Here is a 1040-nt window from a genome sequence, read left to right as displayed (position 1 = left end):
CGGTCCGGCAGTAACGGCTCGATCCTCGCCCACTGGGCATCAGTTAACGACACACATCGACCAACGATCAGATGATCCGAAAGAAACGCCCTAGGGCGCGAGGCCCGGGCGCGCTCCTACGTGGGGACGGCGGCCGCGGCGCTCCGGCGGCCGGCCGCTGTCGCCGCGGCGTGCTCGACGACGCCGACCAGGACGTCCTTCACGGACTCCTTGTCGCGCGCGTCGCACAGCAGCACGGGGACGCCCGGGTCCAGGTCGAGCGCCTGGCGCACCGTGTCGGCCGGGTAACGGGCCGCGCCCTCGAAACAGTTGACGCCGACGACGAAGGGGATGCCGCGCCGTTCGAAGTAGTCGACGGCGGCGAAGCAGTCCTCCAGACGGCGGGTGTCGGCGAGGACGACCGCGCCGAGCGCGCCGGTGGCGAGCTCGTCCCACAGGAACCAGAAGCGGTCCTGGCCGGGCGTGCCGAAGAGGTAGAGGACGAGGTCCTCGCGCAGGGTGATCCGCCCGAAGTCCATCGCGACGGTGGTGGTGTGCTTGCCCTCGACACCCGCGGTGTCGTCGACGGGCCGGCCCGCCTCGCTCAGCAGTTCCTCGGTGCGCAGCGGCCTGATCTCGCTGACGGCGCCGACGAGGGTGGTCTTGCCGACGCCGAAGCCGCCGGCCACCAGGATCTTGAGCGTGACGGGCTCGACCGGGGCCGCGCCGCGCGCGGAACGCCCGAAGATCATGGGGTGTCTCTCCTGTCGGGGTTGTGTTTCACCGGGCCCGCGGGTGGTTCACAGAGCGCGCAGGCCGTTGATCACGTCGCGCAGAATGCTCTCGTCGGGCAGCTCCGCCGGCGGCACGGGGCGGGTCACATGGACCAGCTCCTCGCCGACGAGGTCGCCTATCAGCACTCTGACGACGCCTATGGGGAGGTCGAGTTCGGCGGCGAGTTCCGCCACCGACTGCGGCCGGTCCCGGCACAGATGGACGATCTCGACGTGCTCGGGCGACAGGGTGTGGTCGGTCGCCGGGTCGTCGGCGCGGGGTTCCGC

2 protein-coding genes are annotated in these 1040 nt (G+C 71.2%); both read right to left on the bottom strand.

What is annotated here, in order from left to right; genetic code table 11:
- Window positions 1–116: 116 nt before the first annotated feature.
- The gene (locus ACFW9D_RS33375; protein WP_188340099.1) at window positions 117–731 is read right to left on the bottom strand and encodes an ATP/GTP-binding protein; all 615 of its coding nucleotides are present in this window, start codon (window positions 729–731) and stop codon (window positions 117–119) included.
- A 48-nt stretch (window positions 732–779) separates the two neighbouring features.
- Window positions 780–1040, bottom strand: a 261-nt coding sequence (locus ACFW9D_RS33370; protein WP_384628287.1) for a DUF742 domain-containing protein, incomplete at its 5' end; no start/stop codon positions are given.

The organism is Streptomyces sp. NPDC059524 (assembly GCF_042749255.1).
Classification (GTDB): domain Bacteria; phylum Actinomycetota; class Actinomycetes; order Streptomycetales; family Streptomycetaceae; genus Streptomyces; species Streptomyces xanthii.
The sequence above is the reverse complement of the archived record's forward strand: the minus strand, read 5'-3'. Positions and strand labels throughout refer to the sequence as shown.

Bases quoted from the DNA above. Each gene is read 5' to 3' on its own strand.
- ACFW9D_RS33375 (WP_188340099.1), bottom strand. From the start codon at position 731: ATGATCTTCGGGCGTTCCGCGCGCGGCGCGGCCCCGGTCGAGCCCGTC.